At 61.6% G+C, this 19616-nt stretch carries 26 protein-coding genes and 2 pseudogenes; 26 read left to right on the forward strand and 2 right to left on the reverse strand.

The window, feature by feature from the left end; all coding sequences use genetic code 11:
• From K426_RS29315 to K426_RS29355, 9 genes are all read left to right on the forward strand, one after another.
• Complete coding sequence (locus tag K426_RS29315; RefSeq protein WP_059153610.1) at nucleotides 1–783, forward strand: hypothetical protein; 783 nt, start codon at nucleotides 1–3, stop codon at nucleotides 781–783.
• Nucleotides 784–894: 111 nt separating this feature from the next.
• A complete protein-coding gene (locus tag K426_RS29320; protein WP_059153609.1) occupies nucleotides 895–1776 on the forward strand; it encodes a DUF7146 domain-containing protein in 882 nt (293 codons plus the stop codon).
• On the forward strand, nucleotides 1770–2360 hold the full coding sequence (locus K426_RS29325; protein ID WP_066564843.1) for a thermonuclease family protein: 591 nt from the start codon (nucleotides 1770–1772) through the stop codon (nucleotides 2358–2360). The genes K426_RS29320 and K426_RS29325 overlap by 7 nt, the downstream gene beginning before the upstream one ends.
• Nucleotides 2361–2476: 116 nt before the next feature.
• Nucleotides 2477–2797 (forward strand): hypothetical protein, encoded by a 321-nt coding sequence (locus K426_RS29330; protein ID WP_020819818.1) that lies wholly within the window; start codon nucleotides 2477–2479, stop codon nucleotides 2795–2797.
• Between the two features lie 282 nt (nucleotides 2798–3079).
• On the forward strand, nucleotides 3080–4855 hold the full coding sequence (locus tag K426_RS29335; protein WP_059153608.1) for a ParB/RepB/Spo0J family partition protein: 1776 nt from the start codon (nucleotides 3080–3082) through the stop codon (nucleotides 4853–4855).
• Nucleotides 4856–5235: 380 nt separating this feature from the next.
• Nucleotides 5236–6108: an ArdC family protein gene (locus K426_RS29340; protein WP_059153607.1), complete on the forward strand. Its 873-nt coding sequence runs from the start codon at nucleotides 5236–5238 to the stop codon at nucleotides 6106–6108.
• 148 nt (nucleotides 6109–6256) lie between these two features.
• Nucleotides 6257–6517: a hypothetical protein gene (locus tag K426_RS29345; protein WP_022684640.1), complete on the forward strand. Its 261-nt coding sequence runs from the start codon at nucleotides 6257–6259 to the stop codon at nucleotides 6515–6517.
• A gap of 3 nt (nucleotides 6518–6520) precedes the next feature.
• Nucleotides 6521–7801, forward strand: coding sequence for a Fic/DOC family protein (locus tag K426_RS29350; protein ID WP_059153630.1), 1281 nt, complete (start codon nucleotides 6521–6523; stop codon nucleotides 7799–7801).
• Between the two features lie 328 nt (nucleotides 7802–8129).
• Nucleotides 8130–8474 carry a DUF3768 domain-containing protein gene (locus tag K426_RS29355; protein ID WP_066564844.1) on the forward strand — a complete coding sequence of 115 codons (345 nt, stop codon included), beginning with the start codon at nucleotides 8130–8132 and terminating at the stop codon, nucleotides 8472–8474.
• A 256-nt stretch (nucleotides 8475–8730) separates the two neighbouring features.
• Here the strand turns inward: K426_RS29355 and K426_RS29360 are convergent, their stop codons facing one another.
• Nucleotides 8731–9882, reverse strand: coding sequence for an IS110 family transposase (locus tag K426_RS29360; RefSeq protein ID WP_066564845.1), 1152 nt, complete (start codon nucleotides 9880–9882; stop codon nucleotides 8731–8733).
• A gap of 61 nt (nucleotides 9883–9943) precedes the next feature.
• On the opposite strand from K426_RS29360, the pseudogene K426_RS31720 reads away from it, so the two are divergent.
• From K426_RS31720 to K426_RS29380, 5 genes and pseudogenes are all read left to right on the forward strand, one after another.
• Nucleotides 9944–10039, forward strand: a pseudogene (locus K426_RS31720) (DUF3768 domain-containing protein); the annotation flags it as partial.
• Between the two features lie 11 nt (nucleotides 10040–10050).
• On the forward strand, nucleotides 10051–10338 hold the full coding sequence (locus K426_RS29365) for a hypothetical protein (RefSeq protein ID WP_030541545.1): 288 nt from the start codon (nucleotides 10051–10053) through the stop codon (nucleotides 10336–10338).
• A complete protein-coding gene (locus K426_RS29370; protein ID WP_008831641.1) occupies nucleotides 10335–10601 on the forward strand; it encodes a hypothetical protein in 267 nt (88 codons plus the stop codon). The genes K426_RS29365 and K426_RS29370 overlap by 4 nt, the downstream gene beginning before the upstream one ends.
• A 12-nt stretch (nucleotides 10602–10613) precedes the next feature.
• Nucleotides 10614–10823 (forward strand): hypothetical protein, encoded by a 210-nt coding sequence (locus K426_RS29375; protein ID WP_004213310.1) that lies wholly within the window; start codon nucleotides 10614–10616, stop codon nucleotides 10821–10823.
• Nucleotides 10820–11353: a hypothetical protein gene (locus tag K426_RS29380; protein ID WP_037520606.1), complete on the forward strand. Its 534-nt coding sequence runs from the start codon at nucleotides 10820–10822 to the stop codon at nucleotides 11351–11353. Before K426_RS29375 ends, K426_RS29380 begins: the two co-directional genes overlap by 4 nt.
• A 41-nt stretch (nucleotides 11354–11394) precedes the next feature.
• Here the strand turns inward: K426_RS29380 and K426_RS29385 are convergent, their stop codons facing one another.
• Nucleotides 11395–11613 (reverse strand): hypothetical protein, encoded by a 219-nt coding sequence (locus K426_RS29385; RefSeq protein WP_237230251.1) that lies wholly within the window; start codon nucleotides 11611–11613, stop codon nucleotides 11395–11397.
• Nucleotides 11614–11622: 9 nt separating this feature from the next.
• Between K426_RS29385 and K426_RS32040 the strand changes: the two genes are divergently transcribed.
• The 12 genes and pseudogenes from K426_RS32040 (at nucleotide 11623) to K426_RS29440 (ending at nucleotide 19613) form a co-directional block, all read left to right on the forward strand.
• Entirely contained in the window at nucleotides 11623–11898 is a 276-nt protein-coding gene (locus tag K426_RS32040; RefSeq protein WP_162492917.1) for a hypothetical protein, read from the forward strand.
• A gap of 54 nt (nucleotides 11899–11952) precedes the next feature.
• Complete coding sequence (locus K426_RS29390) at nucleotides 11953–13308, forward strand: IS1380-like element IS1247 family transposase (RefSeq protein ID WP_006473457.1); 1356 nt, start codon at nucleotides 11953–11955, stop codon at nucleotides 13306–13308.
• Nucleotides 13309–13537: 229 nt separating this feature from the next.
• A pseudogene (locus K426_RS32765) lies at nucleotides 13538–13624 on the forward strand (sterol desaturase family protein); the annotation flags it as partial.
• 58 nt (nucleotides 13625–13682) lie between these two features.
• Nucleotides 13683–15086 carry an MFS transporter gene (locus K426_RS29395; RefSeq protein ID WP_066564846.1) on the forward strand — a complete coding sequence of 468 codons (1404 nt, stop codon included), beginning with the start codon at nucleotides 13683–13685 and terminating at the stop codon, nucleotides 15084–15086.
• 159 nt (nucleotides 15087–15245) lie between these two features.
• Entirely contained in the window at nucleotides 15246–15449 is a 204-nt protein-coding gene (locus K426_RS29400; RefSeq protein WP_066564848.1) for an aldehyde dehydrogenase family protein, read from the forward strand.
• Between the two features lie 64 nt (nucleotides 15450–15513).
• Nucleotides 15514–16038 carry a methyltransferase gene (locus K426_RS29405; protein WP_237230253.1) on the forward strand — a complete coding sequence of 175 codons (525 nt, stop codon included), beginning with the start codon at nucleotides 15514–15516 and terminating at the stop codon, nucleotides 16036–16038.
• Nucleotides 16039–16354: 316 nt separating this feature from the next.
• The gene (locus K426_RS29415) at nucleotides 16355–16603 is read left to right on the forward strand and encodes a hypothetical protein (protein ID WP_030541643.1); all 249 of its coding nucleotides are present in this window, start codon (nucleotides 16355–16357) and stop codon (nucleotides 16601–16603) included.
• A complete protein-coding gene (locus K426_RS29420; protein WP_008831890.1) occupies nucleotides 16600–17409 on the forward strand; it encodes a hypothetical protein in 810 nt (269 codons plus the stop codon). The genes K426_RS29415 and K426_RS29420 overlap by 4 nt, the downstream gene beginning before the upstream one ends.
• A gap of 11 nt (nucleotides 17410–17420) precedes the next feature.
• Nucleotides 17421–18041 carry a DUF6884 domain-containing protein gene (locus K426_RS29425; RefSeq protein WP_030541642.1) on the forward strand — a complete coding sequence of 207 codons (621 nt, stop codon included), beginning with the start codon at nucleotides 17421–17423 and terminating at the stop codon, nucleotides 18039–18041.
• 256 nt (nucleotides 18042–18297) lie between these two features.
• The gene (locus K426_RS29430) at nucleotides 18298–18555 is read left to right on the forward strand and encodes a hypothetical protein (RefSeq protein ID WP_008831892.1); all 258 of its coding nucleotides are present in this window, start codon (nucleotides 18298–18300) and stop codon (nucleotides 18553–18555) included.
• A 221-nt stretch (nucleotides 18556–18776) separates the two neighbouring features.
• Nucleotides 18777–19094 carry a hypothetical protein gene (locus K426_RS29435; protein WP_006953908.1) on the forward strand — a complete coding sequence of 106 codons (318 nt, stop codon included), beginning with the start codon at nucleotides 18777–18779 and terminating at the stop codon, nucleotides 19092–19094.
• 297 nt (nucleotides 19095–19391) lie between these two features.
• The gene (locus K426_RS29440; protein WP_004213291.1) at nucleotides 19392–19613 is read left to right on the forward strand and encodes a hypothetical protein; all 222 of its coding nucleotides are present in this window, start codon (nucleotides 19392–19394) and stop codon (nucleotides 19611–19613) included.
• The last annotated feature ends 3 nt before the right edge of the window (nucleotides 19614–19616 follow it).

Below are 19616 nucleotides of genomic sequence, written 5' to 3' on the forward strand. Positions count from 1 at the left end.
ATGACCACTTCCATAGGCGCCGTGCTGCGTAGCACTGGCCTCGCCAAGATCGACCGCGCCTTGCTAGCGCGTGCCGAAAAACCGCGCGTCAAAGTCTGGGCCGGCAGCATCGCCGTAGGCCACGAGAAGCGGGCGAAGGCCTACACGCCGATCCGCAATGCTCGCCAGATGCGCGAGATGATCGAAGCCGCAAAGCTCTACGAGCGGCAGACGCTCGCGCAGCGGCGGACAACCACGCCGCGCATTCGTAACGGTGCGATCGGACAGGCCGGCATCCAGATTATCGAGTTCCTGGCCCGCGTCATCGACTATAGCACCGGCGCGTTGTTCCCCAGCCTTCACACCATCATGGAGGGAACCGGCCTCAGCAAAAATTGCGTCGTTCAGACGCTTTCGCGCCTCAAAGAGGCGCGCATTATCGACTGGTTCCGGCGCTACGAGCCGGTTCCCGATCAAGAAGCGCAAGGCGCTGGCCCGCGCATCAAGCAGGCCACGAACGCCTATCGCTTCCTCTTCCCCGCCTTCCTCTCCAAAATCTTCGCCGCTCGCCGCCGTCGCGGCATCGCGGCTGACCCAGCCCCCGCTTGCGAACAGTATCGCCAGATCGAGGCGGCGCGCGACATGGAGCGCATGAGGGATCAGCTGCCCCTATGGGAGCTAACCCGTGAAGAGCGGGACAAGCGCGAGCTGGCCGATATTCTCGCCAGCTTGGGCGAAGCGATTGAGGCGAAAGAACGTGAGTCATCCGCAAGTGAAGATAACCGGCGGAGATATTTATATTGAATGGCCCTAGTCGGGCCATGCGCGATATTGGCATATATCCCGGCCGTTTGCCCGCCTCCGTGAAATGTGTATAAATCCCAATGTAGGGATACCGTTGACGAAAGAAGTTCGATGCAGATGGACGTCGAAGCACGCGCACGTCGGATCGTAGCGGATATGGGCGGCCACTGGCGCGGCTCATATGGCATGGTTTGCTGCCCAGCCCACAACGACCGCAATCCGTCGCTCCAAGTCACCCCCGGCAAGAAGGCCGTCCTGTTCAAATGTTGGGCCGGTTGCAGCCAGGAAGCCGTATGGTCCGCGCTCAACAGCCGCAAAATCAATCGTCACACCAGCGGCGAGACGGTCGATCGCGCGCCTGAACCCTCGCGCCGGAAGCTCGCCCTGCAACTATGGGATTCCGCCGTGCCGATCGCGGGCACCGCGGCTGAACGCTATCTGCGTTCGCGCGCAATCGACCCGACCGGCCTCAAGGTTCGCTTCGCACCGCGCTGCATCGTTGGCCCGCCCGATGCCCGCGAAGAGCATCCTGCCCTTCTCGTGCCGTTCGAGGCCGATGAAGGCATAATCGCCGTGCAGCGGATCTTGCTCGATCCAGCAACCGGCGAGAAACGCTACCATGCGGCGCTGCGCGAGGCGAAATTGACGCTTGGCCTGGTCCGACATGCCGCCATGCGGATCGGCGGCCAGCCACCCGGCGACGTGCTGCGCCTCGCGGAAGGCTTCGAGGAAGCCGTTTCCGTGTCCCAGCTTAGCGCCGGGAAATTTAAGGTATGGGGCGCGGGCGGCATTCGCCGCTATGGCCTGATCGCGATCCCCGAACGCATCCGCAAAATCGTCATCTACTCGCAACACGGCCAGGAAGCGGCACAGGCCATAGAGGACGCGCGCGGCCACCTCACTGCCAACGACCGCGAATTGAAAATCATCCTCCCGCCAGCCCCGGCGCCGATGGACTGGAACGACATTCTTCAGGAGAAAGCCAGGTGCTGATCCGAGGTTTCAAAAAATGGCCGCGAAATCAGCAAATCGCGTTGCCGATTCTCTCTGTTTTCGCGTTCGGTGCGCTGTTCAATCAGATGCAAGCAAGGAATAGCGAGCCAGTTTCGATCCACGTCGAGAACCCGCGCATTATCGACGGCGATACATTCGAAACGCTCGATAAAAAGCGGGTGCGGTTGTCGGGAATCGATGCGCCGGATGAGGACGGTAAGGGCAATGTGCCCAAGATCGCAGCGCAGCTCTATTTGGAAGAGCTGGTGAAGCAAAATGGCGGCATGGATTGCACCAGCGATTTTCAGGACGAAAAGCTGACGATCGAGCCGATATGCAACACGCGGCGGACAAGCTGGGGCCGGTCTAACCTGTCGTGCCGGTTTCGGTCGAATGGGGCATCTGTTTCGGCAACGATGGTGCGCCATGGATATGCCGTTGATTACAGGCAACATTCAGGGCTGGCCTATGCCCGTTTCATGAAAGATGCAGCCGACGAGCGGCGAGGCCTTTGGGGTGTCGATTACGAGGCGATGAGGAATCTGGCGATCGAGAGGGGCCAGTTGCCGAACAAGTGCAAATGATCGGAGCCGGGAACCTGCCCTATTCCACCCCACGGCTGCGCCGCGCGGCTCCACGGAGCCAGCAAAGCCGTCTCCGCCCATTCGGGTGACGGTCAGGGCTATAAGGGAAGATTAGCATGAATGATGCGATGCGAACGACGATGCAGGCCGCGCCCAGGCACAGTGCATCGCCGCGCGTCGAGGCAATCGCGGCATGGCTGATCGCCGCGCTCATTCTCGCAGGCGGCGGTATCGTTGCACGCCTGATCGTCGATTATCCGCGGCTCCTGCCGAACAGCTATATCGGCTTCCTTATCTACCGCGCTGGACCCACGATTGCGCTGCTATGGGCCTGTGCCGGCGCTGCGATCGCGATCAATGCCGCGACGACACGCCTGATGCTCTTGTCCGCATTGTGCGGATCAATCGTTGCGGTTCTCGCTCTCGCCATTCTCTAGCCGCTAAATGTGCGGCCCTGGGCCGCGCCTTGCCGGTGGTGGCAGCTGCCACCGGGGGGGAACACCAAGGGCACCCGCCCTTTCGTTCCCGAAGCATAATCGACAGGACCGGGTTGCTCGACAAGTTCGGCCAGTTCCGGCGCGCTCACGCGCGCCGGGGCCTCCCTAGTCGCGCCGCCCGCACCACTCCCATCGATTTTGCTTCCCCCTCCCCATCCCGCGCTTCGCCAGCGGGTCAGAGCCGCAGGCCGCAGGCAGCGGCTTCGCCTAAAGGAGTGAAAAATGACCATCCAGACCATCCAACTGAACAAGCTGGCGCTTTCCGACCTCAACGTGCGGAAGGTGAAGCCCAAGGAAATTGAAGCCCTCGCAGCCGACATTCAGGCGCGGGGCGTGCTGCAAAACCTGATCGGCTATGATGAGGACGGCAAGATCAAGATTTGCGCTGGAGGGCGGCGCTACCGGGCCTTGAAGCTGTTGCAGAAGGCAAAGACCATCCCCGGCACTTTCGAGGTTCCCGTTGAAATCCGCAGCAAGGACGAGGCGCTGGAAATCTCTCTTGCCGAGAACGCGCAGCGTGAGGACATGCACCCCGCCGATGCCATCGCCGCCTATCGGGCGATCATCGACAGCGGCAAAGACGTTGACGATGTTGCAGCATCGTTCGGCGTCTCCCCCGCCTATGTCCGCCGCGTGTTGAAGCTGGCGGCGCTGCACCCGACCATTCTCAAAGCCTTCCAGAAAGACGAAATCGGCATGGGCGCGGCGCAGGCTTTCGCGCTGACAGACGATCAGGACCGCCAGCTTGAGGTTTTCAAGCGCACCGGCGACAACGCCCACCAAATCCGCGCCATGCTCACCCAGGAGAAGGTTGCCGATACCGACAAGCATTTTCGCATTGTAGGCGAGGAAGCCTATTGCGCCGCAGGCGGCACCTTCACCACCGATCTTTTCGGAGAACGTCGCTATTGCGATGATGCGGGCCTTGTCATGGACCTTGTGCAAGATCGGCTCGACGCCATCGCCAAGGCGGCGCGCGAAGATGGCTGGCGCGATGCAGAAGGGCAGCTCTACCGGCCTGATTCCTACTGGATGCGCGGCCATCTGGAACCCGCTGGCGAGCGCCATCCGACCGAGGAAGAAACCGCGCAGCTGGTCGAGATCGAGGCGGCAATCGCCAAGCGGGAAAGCGAGGTGGACGAGGACGAGCACGACTATGACGACGAGTTGCGCGCCCTGACCCGCAAGCAGGACGCTATCGTATCGGCTTGCCGCGTCTTCACCGCCGAGCAGAAGGCCGAGCACTCGCTTATCGTCTTCATCGGGCATGACGGTATCGAACAGGTTGCGTTCACGCGCAGCGCCAAGGGCACCGCCGCCGATGGCCCCAAGCCTCCCCGGCCCGACTACTCGCAGAAGGTCATGGATCAGCTGGGCGGCATCCGCACGATGGCGGTTCGGGAAGCCCTTGCCAGCGACCCGGAGCTGGCGCTGGACGTGCTCTTGACGGGCCTATTGGGGCAGGTTCGCGGCAACTCCTATTCGTGGCAACAAGCCGCCGAAATCACCGCCGAGAAGAACCGCTTCCATGTTGACGAGGCGATCATGGGCCATTCCACGATTGCCGACATTGACGAAATCGCGGGGGCCGATCTTGCCCGCTTGGCCGAGACACCCACGCTGGACGACATGCGCCAGATGGACAGCGAAGCGAAATTGCGGCTGCTGGCCTACTGCGTGGCCTCGCAGATCACGAGCCTTTCGTTCCATAGCGACCGCGACCGCCAGCTGGCGCAGATCGTCGGGGCCGCGCAGATCGACATGGCCGACAAGTGGGAACCCAATCAGGTATTCTATGACCAGCTTAGCAAGGCCACGCTCTTGAAGCTGCTGGCCGAAGGTTGCGGCAACGACGCCGCAGAGAATTGCCAGACCATGAAGCGCTCTGATCTTGCCTTGACGGTCAACGAGCGCCTTGCGGGGCGGCGCATCCTGCCCCCCGCCCTTCGACCCTCTGCCTTGCCCGATGCCGCTGATAGCGAAAGCCAAGCGGCATGACGGCATGGGGAGCGCGCTTCACTCCCGCGCTCCCCGCAAACTTGCGGGGCGGTGGCAGCTGCCACCGCACCCATTTTACAGAACGCAGCCGGTAAAATCGGCCGCGTATAATGAGCGGCTAGGGCCGCGCGTTGCCGGTGGTGGCAGCTGCCACCGGGGGAACACCAAGGGCACCCGCCCTTTCGTTCCCGAAGCATAATCGACAGGACCGGGTTGCACGCCAAGTTCGGCCAGTTCCGGCGCGCGCGAGCGCCGGAGCCTCCCTAGCCGTGCCGCCCGCACCACTCCCATCGATTTTGCTTCCCCCTCCCCATCCCGCGCTTCGCCAGCGGGTCAGAGCCGCAGGCCGCAGGCAGCGGCTTCGCCTAAAGGAGTGAAAAATGGCTAAGGAAACGAACCGGATCGACATTTATCAGGCCGTCACCGACGACATTCTTGCGATGCTGGAAGCGGGCACCAAGCCGTGGGTGAAGCCGTGGAGCGGTGGGCCGACCATTCCGCTCCGGCACAATGGGGTCGCCTATCGTGGGATCAACGTCCTCAGCCTTTGGGCCAGCGCTATGCGTCAGGGCTTCGCCTCGCCCTATTGGCTGACCTTCAAACAGGCGTTGGAGCTGGGCGGCAATGTCAGGAAGGGCAGCAAGGGAACCACCATTGTCTATGCCAACAAGCTTGTCGTGAAAGACTCCGAGACGGACAACGAGCGCGCCATTCCGTTCTTGAAACGATACACGGTTTTCAATGCCGATCAGGTCGAAGGACTGGACGGCAAATATCCCGCGCCCGCCCCGATCATCACCAATCCCGAAACCCGCGACGTTGAGCTTGAAGTGATGTTCTCTCGCATCGACGCAACCGTTCGCATCGGCGGATCGCAAGCCTATTACCACACCCGCGACGACTATATCCAAATGCCCGCTTTTGAAGCGTTCCATTCCGCCGACGACTACTATGCCACGCTTGCGCATGAGGCCGTGCATCATGCAGGGCATGAAAGCCGCCTCAACCGAAAAACCCTGATTTCAACGAGTCGCGCCGACTATGCGAGGGACGAACTCGTGGCCGAGCTGGGCGCATCCTTCATCGGCGCGATTGTCGGTTTCAAGGTCGAGGAACGCGAAGACCATGCCGCGTATATCGAGCACTGGTTGACCGCGCTCCGCAACGACAAGCGCGCCATTTTTGAGGCAGCCCGCGAGGCGCAGAACGCCGCCGACTACCTGTTGGCGATGATGACCGACCAAGCGGATTGAATGCCCCGCCCCGCAAAATGCACGAGACGCCGCGCTTGCGCGGCGTCTCATTTCAGGAAAGTGAAATATGGGGGGCTACTCAATGTGGTTTATATACAAATCCCGACATGTTAACTATGGGCGGGAGCAGGTCGTTTTTAGGTGCAAAATGGAAAATATCATCGACACCTACAGGAATCGCATCAAGGCGATGGGGTATGAGCCGCGTCGGCAGGAAGACATTCCTGACGTGATGGCAGCTTATTGCGAAGCAATCGCAAATTGCAAGATTGAAGGACTTGAATTGGTTTCGGATGACCACTCTTTTTGTTTGCTGTTGGTCGAAACCCAAATTCCCGTCGATGTGGCGATTGGTCTGGCGCAGGACTACAACCGTGATGTTCTGTCCCGCCAGAAACTTGCTGCATGATTGGTGAGCGACCCTTACACCTGGCGTAACAGCGACGTTCTTCGGAACAAGCTGGGAATCCGCGACGATAATATTCTCAAGGAGCGAGAAGCTTTCTTCTCGGTTGTCCGGCATGGCGAGCTGATTGTGCAGCGCGCCATGCCGGCGACGAATGCGCGCGAGTATCGCGAACTGCACAATCATCTGTTTCAGGATGTATATGATTGGGCGGGGCGCTTTCGGACTGTGGACATAAGCAAACCCGGCAGCACTTTTGCGCGAGCGCACTTCATTGCCCGCAGCATGGAGCACGAATTTAAGCAGCTGCCCGACCTCCAAACCCTCAAGTCGATGGATCGTGATCGCTTTGCCGATACCATGGGACGGCATATCTCCGAATTAAATGCCGTTCATCCGTTCCGTGAGGGCAATGGTCGTACCATGCGGCTGCACTTGCAGCTACATTCCCTTGCGGCCGAAAAATTCGTCTCGATCCAGGCAATGGGGCCGAAGGACTGGATGGAGGCGAGCCGCGATAGCTTCCATACCGGAAATCACGCCTCCCTCGCCAAAGTTATCCGTGATGCCATGCCCCTCGAACAGAGCCGCGTCGAGCCAGCGCGCGGGCCAGCGGGCATCGCGTTTCCGCCCTCGATGGAATCTCTCATGCCAGCTGGCGAACGGCGCGCTATGAGCATCGAGCAAGCCAAGGATCAGATCAGCCGTTACTTACCTACTGCGCAAACCGTTGCGTCGCGGCAGTATGAGCAGCTTAACCGGATCGCGGAAACGTCCGCTGACATGCGCCAGCTAGCCGCCCGTTCTGCGCAGGAACTCGCCTTTTTCCGTGATCCCAAAGGGCCGATGCACCACCTTCAACTGATCGAACAGCGCCGCTATCATCAAATCGAAGTCAGTTGGTCCGAGGGCATGGACCCGCTGCAACGAGTCCGCGCCATCAGCGCGGGCACTGCTGATTTCCTTTCGAAAATGACCGACCGCGACATTCAGGCCGCCGATCGCGTGCTACGTCTGCAAGTCATGCCTCCCGGCGTCAGTCAGGTTGATCTACGCCTTGCCGCGCAATTCGAGAAAAACTCGCCTGAGCAGAACCGGGCCGATGCCAGGTTCGCGCAATTCCAGCTGGCCATTGATAAGCGCGTCGCCACAGCTACCGAGCGCGGCGCATCGAAGGAACAGCTGGCGCAGATCGTCGAAAGCGCAAAGGCGCATGTCGCCGCAACATTGCGCGAAGGCAAATCACCGACACAGGCGGCCGAGAAATCAAAGGACCGCGAGCGCTGAAAATGAGCGGCCAGGGCCGCGCGCCTAGTAGTCTGTCAGCTGCCACATAGGATCGAGCGGCCCAGGGCCGCGCCCCGTCAGTAGTGGCAGTTGCCACCGGGGGGAACACCAAGGGCACCCGCCCTTTCGTTCCCGAAGCATAATCGACAGGACCGGGTTGCACGCCAAGTTCGGCCAGTTCCGGCGCGCTCCCGCGCGCCGGGGCCTCCCTAGACGCGCCGCCCGCACCACTCCCATCGATTTTGCTTCCCCCTCCCCATCCCGCGCTTCGCCAGCGGGTCAGAGCCGCAGGCCGCAGGCAGCGGCTTCGCCTAAAGGAGTGAGGAAAATGGAAGCGACAACTGACCAGATCGCCACCATCGCGGCGCTGAACGACATTGCGCGGCGAACGATGGGTGTGACTTGTCGCACCGTGATTACGCAAGGCATCGCGGCGCTGGACGAGAACACGCAGTCCGACATTCTCAAGATGATCGAGGGCTTTGAGGATTTCACACCCGACAACGACCCGCACGGCGAGCATGACGCCGGTTTCCTTTATCGTGATGTGATCGGCCAATGGCATACCCGCTGGACTGACGACAGCACGCGCCCAGCCCTCTCGGTCATGTGGAAGTTCGACTTGTATGATCCGGGCCTTGTCAAGATCGCATTGAACGGTTCCTTCTGTTGACGCGTTGGGGGCCCCCACACGCAATGCTCAAGGATTGGCTTCATTCGTTCCGAGGTCAGCTGATGCACTATCCGTGCATAGACTTGTATCCGGTCGCGGCCGTTCCCGCGCACCATAATCCGTATTCACATCCCCGGATCGAGCAAAGGCGGATGCGGACCAAACTACTACTGGGCGTTTTCAGGCGCCATCAACTTTCCCGGTCACGCATCACACCAATCCGCGTCGCCTTATCGAGCCTGTTGCAACATAGGCATCAGGCGGCGCGGAGCTCGGCACCTTGAGGGACCAGACCGGTCTCCACAAAGCGCCAAAGCGCGATCAACAATTTTCGGGCGAGCGCAACGATCCCCACCTTTGCCGCGCGAGCGCCGTTGCCTTTGAACCGGTTGCGATACCAAACGGTCAGTTCGCTACTTGGCTGATATTTCAACCAACACCAGGCAAGTTCCACCATCTGCACACGTGTGCTTCGGTTACCGGCTTTGCTGATGCCCTGATCACGCGACACGTCGCCGCTGGCGAAGGGCGCCGGAGCTAACCCAAGGAAGGCCGCGACGTGTCGTCGGCTTTCGAACTTTCGGCAAAAAACCTCAGCAACCAACATTGCCGCGCTGTTCGGACCAATGCCCTTCAGCTGCTCAAGGCGAACCGCTTTCTCTCGGCATGGGAAGGTAGACTCCTCATGGAGCACAACTTCAGCGCGGTCCCGCTCGATGTCCTTGATCTGATCGTTGAGCAACGCGAGCCGTTCGAAACAGCGCTCAATTTGTCGACGAAGGTTTGGTGGCAAAGGCCGCCCATCGCCGGTGCGCATGTCGTCGAGCTGTTTTGACCAGTCACCGCCCTTGATGGCTTTGACAGATCGTATGCCCTGTAATGCAAGTAGCCCCCTGATCCGAGAGATAATTCGGGTGCGCTCGTGCACGAGATCGCCGCGCTCTCGCATTACTCTGCGCGCGTCCTCCTCCTCGGGGGAGGGCACGTCCACGACACGGCACACGCTTTTGTCGCCAGCGAGATAGGCTTTGAGGATTCCGATCATTGCTTCGGCGTCGATCCGGTCGGTTTTTGCGCGCCTGCCTCGCCGCGACACGAGGAAGCTGGCGGGATCCAGCACATATGTATCGATATCGTTCGACCGCAGTAGCCTTGCGAGCCAGAAGCCATCATATCCAATCTCGAAGCACAGGCGAATGGCGGCAGGTTCACCGATACGATCAGCGGCCTTGCACTCAAGATTGCGAAGGTGACTGATCAGTGCCGCGCTGTTCCCGGCAGGAATTGTCCGTAGCGAAGGCTTCGCGGCTCCTGGCGAGAGCGAAGCAACAAGCCAGTTGCGCTTGCTGAGCTCAACGCTGACAATGACAGAAGTCTTGGGGCAGTAATCTGACGACGAGTTCTCCATTTAGCGTTCTCCGTGGGGTTTGACGGAACAACGGCATAGCCGATCCGGCCTGCATAGGATCTATTACGACCGCGATCTTGAATTTGGCAGCGCCGAACCGTGGAATCCCGATGCCACAACCCGCGTGCTCACCATTCTCCTAACCAGTGAATATTGAGGGAGGCCATCATGACCAAATCGCCCCCGGTTATCGAGCTTAGCTGGCGTGATGAGAATTATGGTTCCGTCTGCGCCGTCGCCGCTTTCCGCAACTATGCGGGCACACTGGATTGGAGCGACCGCACCCACCAGCGGTTTCGCGGATGCCTGAAACGTGCAGGCTTCGCGTTCCATTGGGGGCGATGCAGCTATATCGCCACCAGCGGCACCCGCGAAGAGAGGCAGCACGCCCTTTGTGACGAGCTGGCCCGCGCAGGATTCCAGATCGACAGCGGCGACGTGAGGGCAGAGGCATGAACCGCGAACGCCGCAAGCAGATCGCCGCCGCCCGCGTGCTGATCGACAAGGGCAAAGCCCTGTTGGATGAGGCGCGCGACATGCTTGAAACCGTCAAGGATGACGAACAGGCCGCCCGCGAGAATCTACCACCCAGCCTTGAGGACAGCGAACGTGCGCAGGCGATGGACGCCGCAGTTTCCGAACTGGAAAGCGCGATTTCAGCCCTTGAAGACTTCGACGCCGACGAGATCGGCACAAACCTCGACACCGCCAGCGAATAGGAAGGATTGACCATGCAACCCATGCGCCACCTAGATCGAGACACGCGCCGCGCCCGCCTTCTGGCGGCGCGCACGCGCCCCGTCGGCGGCATCAACCGGCGCGGCATCTTCACCGGCCATTGGGACGGCGGCGATGTTGTGCGCCAGTTTCGCGGCGACAACGGATCATGGATCGGCCTTGCCGCCTACAAGGCGAAAGAAGAGCCGGAGCCGCAGCCATGAAAATCAGCAACACGGCGAGCGCCGTTCGCGTCACCCTCTCGCCTACCGAGATCAGCGATTTGCAATTTGTGATCGAGGCGGCCGAGCGCGCGGGGCATTATATGCCCGCGCGCGTCCCCAACATCATGGCGGCGCTGACGCGCAGCGCCGACGATGTTCGGATGAAACAGGCGATGAAGCGGGCGGAAAAAGATCGCGTAACGCGGATCGAGCAGGACCGGCGCGCGCGCGAACGCCAATTCATGCTAGGCGACCGATACAGCGTCATGGCGAGCCGCGCCGACTACGCCGATGCGTCTTCCGATCCGGACGCGCGCCAATGGGTTGACCTAGTGTTTCATGAAATCATGCAGAGGCCGCTTCCCGATCAATACGAACTCCGGCGCGACGTGTGGCGTGTCCACGTTGTCCAACTGGACGGCGGCACGCTCGGCGCTGTTGTAGGCGGCGATTGCACTCAAACCGCCGACCCCGCCGAAATTGCTTCCGTAGCGGAGCAGCTGATCGCCCGCTTCGAGGGCAGAGCTTGACGCGCGTGGAGCGGTGGCAGCTGCCACCGCTCCAGAGAGATCTAGAATTTGGTGATGAGAGGCAGCAGCGCCGCCGCTTGGCTTCCCAGGACCGGCACCCAATAATTCGCGGCGCGGTAATCAGGGCCATGATCGACCGCCATCACCCCAAAGACATATCCGATCATCGGCAGCGTCCACAGCAGACGCCCGCCCAGGTCCACGCCCATCAACACCAGCGCAACGCCGAGCACGGCCCAAAGCGGAATCAGTCGTTCCATGATTTCGCGATGACGGACTATTCGCCATGCGCTTTCCCGGTCATCGGCGCTAACCTGCGATACGAGGCCCATAGCTTCCCCTTTTCATCAACGGTCGCCGGCGATCATCCAATGGCTTCACGAAAATGTGAAGAGCGTTTCGCGCGCATTGTCGTCAATCCGTTGTATAGCCTTCATCGAGCGAGGGCGAAGGACTGTGACAGCGGCCTTTCGCAAATCCTCTCGCTCAAAGGAGGTGATGTGATCCCACATTTCCCAAGTAAGGCGCTGATTTCGCTGTCCTGACCATTATATTTCCTATATAAAACATGGTGTTGAAGGCTGCGAGGGGCGCGTTTCATGGATCACCCAGAGGGTGCGGGCTTGCAACGGGCAGATCGGGTGGATTTCGACCCTCGCGTGCGGCTGGAATTTCGCGGCACGCAGCTCAGTTCCGACGGCGGCCTTCTGGTGATGCGCGAGCTTGATGACGCGCTCGGGTTGTCCGATTTGGCGTCAGCGGCGCTGCGCGATACTCGCTCTGGCAAGAACACGGTCCATCGGCTCGACGGCCTGTTCCGGCAATCAGTCTTTGGGCGGCTGGCCGGATACGAGGATGTCAACGACGCCAACCGTCTCGCCTGCGATCCGGTCATGCGCCAAGTTGTCGGCGGCAGAGCGGTCGATGCACAAGCGGCCTCGGCATCGCAGATGGGACGGTTCGAGACCGAGACGCTGGCTCTGGCCGGGAACCGTGCCGCGCTGGCCGACCTGAACGGGCAATGGATCGACCGGTTCCATGACCGTAACGGGCTGAAGTACATCGTTCTGGACATGGACAGCTCGGTCAGCCCGACCCATGGCGACCAGGAAGGGTCCGCCTGGAATGGCCATTTCGACTGTAGCTGCTATCACCCCAACTTTCTGTTCAACCAGTTCGGGATGCTGGAACGCTGCGCCCTGCGCCATGGCAACGTCCACAGCGCCGATGGCTGGCGTGATGTTCTCGACCCCGTCATTGCGCGCTACGCGGAGCGCGACCTTGGTGGCAGGTTCTTCCGGGCCGATGCTGCCTACGCGATCCCGGCGATCTATGAGCGATTGGAAGAAGCGCGGTTCTTCTACGCCATCCGGCTGCCCGCAAACGCGGTCCTCAAGGACAAGATCGCGCATCGGCTAACGCGCCCTGTCGGGCGGCCGTCACTGACCAAGGTCAAGCGGTTCTTCGAGGAATTCGAGTATCAGGCGGCGTCCTGGGACAAGGAACGCCGGGTGATCGCCAAGATCGAATGGCATCCGGGCGAACTGTTCCCGCGTGTCGGCTTCATCGTCACCAACCTGCCGATGGAGCCGGACTGGGTGGTGCGGTTCTACAACCAGCGCGGCACCGCCGAGCAGCACATCAAAGAGGGCAAATACGCCTTTCGCTGGACGCGGCTGTCGTGCCGGAAGTTCCGCGACAATGAGGTGCGGCTGCAACTGCACGCCCTGGCGTACAACCTGGCCACCTTCTTGCGCTGCATCGAGCTGCCCGAGGCCATGGCCGACTGGTCGTTGACCAGCCTGCAACTGAAGCTGATCAAGATCGGGGCACGTGTGGTCCGTCACGCCCGCACCATCACCTTCCAGCTGGCCGAGGTCGCTGTCACCGGCACGATGGTACGCGCCATCCTCGCCGCTATCCGCCGATTGCGAGCGCCACCGCTATGCGCATGATCGCGATCCACGCTCAAACTGAACGAAAGCGGCTGGACAGATCTGTCCGCTGCGCTGAAAAACGCCGCCCCTGGGCAAGGAAACAGCGGCTTCGCGGTCTGATCCGTCCAGATCCAGCAGTCTGCGCGACCGCAGGTGCCGCTTGCGGCAGAAAATCCTTGTCTAGCGCTCGGATACAGGCGATCTTCACCTCAAACGCCACGCCACTTGGGGAATGCAGGATCACAGCCATTACCGCTGCAATTACGGCCTCTATTTCCGTTTCTGGGACCGGCTGTGCGGCACCGACGCGGGGATCGCCGCGTTTCCGCCGTGAATGGCGAAGTTGAGCAAGGGCCGGTCGCTTGGGCCATTTCGGGAGGCGAGAAAATTTGATGGACGATTCCCCTGCCGGAACGCTGGCCGCTCGAACCGCTGCCCGGGAGCATGAACGGCCCTTCGGCGTCCGTTTCGTAACGCCGCTGGCGCTGGGCGCGGTTCTCAATCCGATCAATTCGACCGCCATTTCGATAGTCATCGTCCCCATCGCGCGGCACTATCATGCCAGCGTCGCCGATACCGGCTGGCTGATCGGCGCCATCTACCTCAGCAGCGCCGTCGCGCAGCCTGTGATGGGGCGCATGGCCGATGTGCTGGGCGCGCGCCGCATCTATTTCATTTCCCTGTTCACCGTCGCGCTGGCCAGTGTCGTCGGCATGGTGGCGGGCTCCCTGCTGGCCCTGATCATGGCGCGGGTCGCGCTGGGCGTGGGAACATCGGGCGCTTATCCCGCGGCGATGCGCATCTTCCGTCTTCGCGGGGACAGGCTGGGCACCGAGCCGCCGCGCGGGGCGCTCGGCATATTGGCGTTCGCGGCGGCGGCCACGGCCATTTTTGGTCCGGCATTGGGCGGCATATTGTCCGACGCCTTCGGGTGGCGCGCGATCTTCGCCCTCAACCTGCCTTTCGTGCTGCTGATCGCCATCCTCGTCATCGCCTGGATTCCGGAATATGAGCCCTATGTGTCCGCCAGGGCAGGCACCCTGTTGCGGGAGCTCGACCTGATCGGCATCGGGCTTTTCTCGATCTTCCTGATCGGTTTCATGCTCTGTCTGATGGGCATGGGCATATGGTATGCCCTGCCCGTCTGCATCGCCGCCCTGGCGACGCTGATCCTGCATTCGCTGAAACGCACCCAGCCCTTTCTCGATATCCGGATGCTGATGCGCAACCGGTCGCTTTCCTTGACCTATGTCCGACATCTGGGCTTTCAGATCGTCATCTATTCGATCTTCTTCGGCTTTCCCCAATGGGTGGAGGCGTCGGCGGGATACAGCCCCACGGAAGCGGGGCTGATCACGATCCCCATGTATGTTCTCTCTGCCCTGGGCGCTCTGGCCGGGGGGCGTCTCAGGAGCCTGCGCGCCGCCTTTACGCTGAGCGCGGCGTCGGCGCTCGTGGGATGCATATTGCTCTTCTTCCTTCATGCGCATTCGGCGGGCTGGATCATTGCCTGTTCCGTCATGTTCTTCGGCATTCCCACCGGCCTGACCAGCGTCGCGTCCCAGACGGCCGTCTATGTGCAGAGCGAGACGAGCGAAATCGGCGCGGCGTCGGGATTTTTGCGGACGGCGCAATATCTGGGCGCTTTGACTTCCACCAGCCTGCTCAGTCTCGCCTATGGCCATGAGGCGAGCGATGCGGGCATCCAACAGCTTGCCCTCATCCTGGGCGTCTGCACCGCCGTCATCCTTGTCGGCACACTGATCGACCGCAGCTTGTCGCGGGACAACGCCTGACGGAATGCGGGGGCGGTCCCGCCGATTTCCTGCTTGTATCGGCGGCGGCGTTTGGAAAGGATCGGTGGTTGACGGACTCGGCGATAACTGAATAAATGAATATCCAATTATATAACGCGCCGATGGGGCGCTGAACCTGCATGGAGAGAGGTTCCATCCATGAGTAAACTGCTTTTCATCGATGGCGGCTGGCATTCCGGTGAAGCGGGGGAGCGTCCGATCACCGATCCGGCGACCGGGCAGACCGTCGGCATGTGCCCCATTGCGAGCGACGCCCAGATCGACGCCGCGCTGGCGTCGGCGGAGCGGGGATTTGCGATCTGGAGGGCGACCAGCGCTTTGGAACGGAGCAATATCCTATGAGACGACCGAGGCAGAAGCGGCCCCGGCCTATCATATCACGCCCGCTAAGAACTTCGGCGCGTTCATGACTTCCCCGGAGATCGCCGCCCAGGTCATCGAACATGCGAGGATCAGCACAGGCCAGCGCGTTCTAGAGCCTAGCGCGGGAAAGGCCGCGCTTGCTTCGGCCGCGCGCAACGCTGGTGCCGATGTAACTTGCGTGGAGCTGCAACCCGGCTTCGCCCACGAACTACGCGTAATCCACGGCTTTGCCGATGCGATCGAGGGCGATTTTCTCGCATTGGACCCGGCCCATTACGCACCGTTCGACGCGGTGATAATGAACCCGCCTTTTGATCGAGGCCGCGACTGTGACCATGTGCGCCATGCCCTCGCCTTTCTCAAACCGGGAGGCGTGCTGGTGGCAATCATGAGCGCGCGGGCAGAGTATGGCGAGGATCAGCGCCACAAGGCGCTACACCGCATGATCGCTGGTTGCGAGGCGATCTATTTCCACGGTCGCAAATGGATCGACCTTCCCCCCGGTTCTTTCGCCCACGCCGGAACCAACGTGAACACTGTTTTGCTTGCGATCCGCAAGCCGGGTTGATCGGTGCAGGCGGTGGCAGCTGCCACCGCCTGTCCTGGCGCAGATTGAGGCGGCAAGCCGCCGCGCTGATTTGTCGCGTTTGGGGCCTGTTCCTGCCCCCTGCCGCAAGGGCTAGACCGTCTCCGCCGCTGCGCGGCTCCGCTTGGCGACCAGGCGGGTTTCCCCGCCCTTCCTTCGCTGCGCTCCGTGCAGGGCGGGTGATCCCCCTCCCCCCTGATCGGCCCCGTTTGCGGCATTCCCCGGCCCAGCGTCGCCCGCTTTCGGCAGAAGTCGATGACCCGTCATCGCCTTCGGCTCAATTAGGAAGGGAAAGCCCATGAAAATCCGTATCTACCGCCAGACCGAGCAGGACTTTGACCGGATCGAGATCGAGGGCGCGACCTTTGAAACCATCGTCAGCCGGGCAGCGGTCGAGGGGCTTCAATGCAGCGGTTACGACAGCAATCCGAGCCAGCGGCCTGAGTTGCAGGGCGCACCGAAATTCAAGGGCGTTTGCGGTCCTATGTGGGATGGCGATGCGATCCGCTACGAGTGCAGCGCCACCTATGCGGAGTTGAGCGCATGAGCGCCGCCGCCGCGATACGCACCGCGCAGGCCGACCAGCTGGGCGACCAGATCATTGCCGCAGGCTTCGCGCCAAACGGCTTTGTGCTGGACATTAACGGGGCGCTTGATGTGCCCCGCGACTTTCCCCTTTCCGCGCCGTGGAATCTGCCGTCGCGCCTGTTTCAGTTCCCCATCGAGGTCATCCGCGCAGAGCAGGACGAGCCGCGCAAGATCGGCCTTCGCCATCCTTTGCTTGCCGCCCATCCTTTCGTGCAACACGTCGAGCGTGCGCTTGGGATCGAGATCGCCCGCGATGGCGTGACGAACCGCCACGGCTACAGCAACCGCGTTCATTCGCTCTGGCATCATGCGGTGGACCTTATCAGCGCCGGGAAATGGCGCGAATTGCTCGCCACGCAGGAGTTCACCGAGCCGCGCAATATCTTCAATGCCGTTGTCTATGGCCTTCGCTATTCGGACCACGCCGACAGGAAGGCGAGCGGCCACATCAGCACCGTCGAGGCCCGCCAGATCATGCGGGAAATGGGAGCTACCGAGCCGACCGACCGCGCCGCGTTGCTTCGCAGCTTTTCCGCGCCGTCGCCCTGCCAGCAGGAACGCGGGGCCGAGCATTGGCCGATCAATCTTCACGGACCTTGCGCCGAGGATAAGGCATGGTCTTTCATCATCGGGATCGAGGATGGTTGGTTTTCCTATGACCGTTCCGGGCATCTGCAATGGTCCCCCATGGGCCGCGACCGTTACGCGGCAGGCGATAGCGCCAGCTTTACCGAGGCGAGCGGCCAGACCGCTTTCGCCTTTTGAGGGGATCGAGCATGGCCCGCCATTGCATCCGCGAACCTCGCTACGTTCCCCCGGTGCAGCGCATCGGGGAGCAACCCGACTTGTTCGGTGGACCGACCCTTAGCCACGTTGCCGAGCGCCAAGGACCGCCGAAAGGATGGCAGCGCCAATTGCAGAAATGGGGCCGCTGCACCGTCATTGCCGATCTTGAGGCAGCGCCGCCGTCTGTCATCGACCCTCCCCCGTCCCCGTCTCCGGTTTTCCTTGTCGCTTGCGTTGCTGCGAAGCTGGACCGCCCCGCCCCGGCGCGCGATCTTTACGCATCGCCATGGTTCCAGAAGGCCCGTGCCTATGTCGAACGACAGGGCGGCGCATGGTTCATCCTGTCAGCAAAGCATGGCCTGATCGCCCCGGAAACCGTCATCGCGCCCTATGACGAAACGCTAGGCGCGATGAAGGCAGGCGCGCGCCGCCTTTGGGGCGCGCGCGTGATCGAAGCAATGGCCGAGCAGATCGACGCCGCCGCGCCGCTGATCGTTCTCGCAGGCCGCAACTATCGCGATCCCCTTTGGCCGCAGATCGAACGGCGCGCATCGGTTCCGATGGAGGGGCTTGGAATCGGTCAGCAGCTCGCTTGGTTGAGCGACAACTGAGAGCGAGAATTGTCGCGGTCCATGCGCAACTTCGCACGATGCGCTTCGAGGGGGCATCTGTTTGTCGCGCCGCCCTTTCAATCTATCCAACGCCATTTGGCGTTGTGAGTTTGAGGATTATAGGCCCAGCAACGGCCCAAGCCCCCCGGTAGGGCCGCCCACTCTCGGCAAGCGCAAATGGCGTAGTTTGCGCTTGCCGGGAGACCAGTTGCCCTCTCTATATGGCAAGGTGACTGCCCTCTCACCGACAGCGCCCTTGTGGACCCAAGATCAGGCCATCGCCTATGAGGCGGCCCTTGAGGCCATCAACGACGTTATCGCCGGTTACAGTGAGCAGATCGCGCTCGAGCATGGTTGCGTAGCGCCGAACGCGGCGCGGATCGCTTGGCTCGAAATGCGGACGGATCAGGCATCGGCCACCGGCCATGCGCTCAATGTGGTGGATGATGAGAATGTCCGGCAAACGCTGCTGGAATACAGCGCGATCGTTCGGGCGCGAGACGGCGCAGGGTGAAGGTCCGCTCGATGGGCGGGCGTTAGTTTGTTAAATCCCCCCGTCAGTGTCTTCCTAGCATGAGGGCTGCACCAGGCCGCATCAAGGATCGGCGGTTCCCCCAATTTGCTGCGCAAATCGGCTCCCCCACCGCCCGCTAGCGCGGCCGCTTCGCGGTCCCTGACCCGACCCGGCGCTGCCCTCCCCTTGGCCTTGCCAATTCCGGCAACAAGGAGGTTGTTATGTCTCATCGTCTGTTCGCTCAGCTGGCTTTCGAGCGTGCGCTTGGAAATGCTGCGATCGAGGCGCTGGCGACCGCGTTGAACGATAAGGATCATTTCGACGCGGAAAGCATGTGGCCGAAAGACCCGATGTTTATCGGCAAGACGAGTGCTGACATCGAGGCGGTTGCGGCCGAGCTGGGCCAGATCATCGAGGACCGTATAAAGGACGTGCTCGACGGCCCCGGCATCCGCAACATCGAGCGCGGCGAATGCGTCTATCCGCAAGTCGTCGCGGTCGTGCTGGCGGCCAAGGCGAAGCGCGGCCAATCCGGCTGACGCCGGAGGGGCGGGCTAACCCCGCCCCCTTTCGCCCGCTGGGCGAAACCGATGATCTCGGTGCCATGCAGAGCGCGGGGCGGGGCATCGAACCCCGCCCCGCGCAATCTCTTCTCTCTGTGTGTCGTGGCATTTTGGCATGGGTGCGCGCCAGCTTTCAAGGATCGGCGGTCCCCCCAATTTGCTGCGCAAATCGGCTCCCCCACCGCCCGCTAACGCGGCCGCTTCGCGGTCCCTGACAGCCGGCGCCGGTGCCCATGCCGGGTGTCTCCCGTCACCAACGAGAAGGAGAACCGGATGCACATCAAATTGTTTAGAGCACTGAAAGCGGCTAATCTGTCCGACGACGCCGCAGCGGAAGTTGTAGAGGCTATTGAGGAGTATATCGCCGTGAAGGTTCAGGAGGCGAACAAGGGAATCGAAAGCAAGCTGACGGCACAAACTTGGGTCATCGGCAGCGTCGGTTTCGTCCTCGCAGTCATCGGCCTCGCGCCCGCTTTCATCAAACTGTTCCAGTAAGAC

The organism is Sphingobium sp. TKS, assembly GCF_001563265.1.
Classification (GTDB): domain Bacteria; phylum Pseudomonadota; class Alphaproteobacteria; order Sphingomonadales; family Sphingomonadaceae; genus Sphingobium.

Coding starts and splice junctions, on each gene's coding strand:
- K426_RS29315 (WP_059153610.1), top strand. CDS start 1: ATGACCACTTCCATAGGCGCCGTGCTGCGTAGCACTGGCCTCGCCAAG.
- K426_RS29320 (WP_059153609.1), top strand. CDS start 895: ATGCAGATGGACGTCGAAGCACGCGCACGTCGGATCGTAGCGGATATG.
- K426_RS29330 (WP_020819818.1), top strand. CDS start 2,477: ATGAATGATGCGATGCGAACGACGATGCAGGCCGCGCCCAGGCACAGT.
- K426_RS29335 (WP_059153608.1), top strand. CDS start 3,080: ATGACCATCCAGACCATCCAACTGAACAAGCTGGCGCTTTCCGACCTC.
- K426_RS29340 (WP_059153607.1), top strand. CDS start 5,236: ATGGCTAAGGAAACGAACCGGATCGACATTTATCAGGCCGTCACCGAC.
- K426_RS29345 (WP_022684640.1), top strand. CDS start 6,257: ATGGAAAATATCATCGACACCTACAGGAATCGCATCAAGGCGATGGGG.
- K426_RS29355 (WP_066564844.1), top strand. CDS start 8,130: ATGGAAGCGACAACTGACCAGATCGCCACCATCGCGGCGCTGAACGAC.
- K426_RS29360 (WP_066564845.1), bottom strand. CDS start 9,882: ATGGAGAACTCGTCGTCAGATTACTGCCCCAAGACTTCTGTCATTGTC.
- K426_RS29365 (WP_030541545.1), top strand. CDS start 10,051: ATGACCAAATCGCCCCCGGTTATCGAGCTTAGCTGGCGTGATGAGAAT.
- K426_RS29370 (WP_008831641.1), top strand. CDS start 10,335: ATGAACCGCGAACGCCGCAAGCAGATCGCCGCCGCCCGCGTGCTGATC.
- K426_RS29375 (WP_004213310.1), top strand. CDS start 10,614: ATGCAACCCATGCGCCACCTAGATCGAGACACGCGCCGCGCCCGCCTT.
- K426_RS29380 (WP_037520606.1), top strand. CDS start 10,820: ATGAAAATCAGCAACACGGCGAGCGCCGTTCGCGTCACCCTCTCGCCT.
- K426_RS29385 (WP_237230251.1), bottom strand. CDS start 11,613: ATGGAACGACTGATTCCGCTTTGGGCCGTGCTCGGCGTTGCGCTGGTG.
- K426_RS32040 (WP_162492917.1), top strand. CDS start 11,623: ATGACGGACTATTCGCCATGCGCTTTCCCGGTCATCGGCGCTAACCTG.
- K426_RS29390 (WP_006473457.1), top strand. CDS start 11,953: ATGGATCACCCAGAGGGTGCGGGCTTGCAACGGGCAGATCGGGTGGAT.
- K426_RS29395 (WP_066564846.1), top strand. CDS start 13,683: ATGGACGATTCCCCTGCCGGAACGCTGGCCGCTCGAACCGCTGCCCGG.
- K426_RS29400 (WP_066564848.1), top strand. CDS start 15,246: ATGAGTAAACTGCTTTTCATCGATGGCGGCTGGCATTCCGGTGAAGCG.
- K426_RS29405 (WP_237230253.1), top strand. CDS start 15,514: ATGACTTCCCCGGAGATCGCCGCCCAGGTCATCGAACATGCGAGGATC.
- K426_RS29415 (WP_030541643.1), top strand. CDS start 16,355: ATGAAAATCCGTATCTACCGCCAGACCGAGCAGGACTTTGACCGGATC.
- K426_RS29420 (WP_008831890.1), top strand. CDS start 16,600: ATGAGCGCCGCCGCCGCGATACGCACCGCGCAGGCCGACCAGCTGGGC.
- K426_RS29425 (WP_030541642.1), top strand. CDS start 17,421: ATGGCCCGCCATTGCATCCGCGAACCTCGCTACGTTCCCCCGGTGCAG.
- K426_RS29435 (WP_006953908.1), top strand. CDS start 18,777: ATGTCTCATCGTCTGTTCGCTCAGCTGGCTTTCGAGCGTGCGCTTGGA.
- K426_RS29440 (WP_004213291.1), top strand. CDS start 19,392: ATGCACATCAAATTGTTTAGAGCACTGAAAGCGGCTAATCTGTCCGAC.